This is a genomic window from Vibrio sp. 10N.222.49.C9 (assembly GCF_041474985.1).
GTDB lineage: Bacteria > Pseudomonadota > Gammaproteobacteria > Enterobacterales > Vibrionaceae > Vibrio > Vibrio crassostreae_C.
This window is the reverse complement of sequence record NZ_JBFRVD010001059.1, coordinates 1-304: the sequence shown is the minus strand read 5'-3', so window position 1 is coordinate 304 and position 304 is coordinate 1. Positions and strand designations below refer to the sequence as shown.

The window sequence follows — 304 nt, the reverse complement described above, 5'->3', positions numbered from 1 at the left end:
TCACATGATACTGAATTATTTTTCGCTCGCTTTAAATCATTGGAGATGCAGCGTAATGCAGCCAATGCCCTATTACTCTCTCCTGGCGCAATTCAGATCTATTACGGTGATGAAGTGGCACGCGATATCGGTCCATACGCCGATGACTTCCACCAAGGTACGCGTTCCGACATGGTTTGGAAGCTAGATGCAGAGCGACAAGCACTTCTTGCACACTGGCAAACACTAGGTCAGTTCCGTCAGCGTCACCCGGCCATTGGTGGCGGAGTACATAAAGACATCAATCAAGAGCGTGGCTATGGAT

At 49.0% G+C, this 304-nt stretch carries 1 pseudogene; it reads left to right on the top strand.

Annotated features, from left to right (window positions below):
- Window positions 1-304, top strand: a pseudogene (locus AB4585_RS26890) (alpha-amylase); the annotation flags it as partial.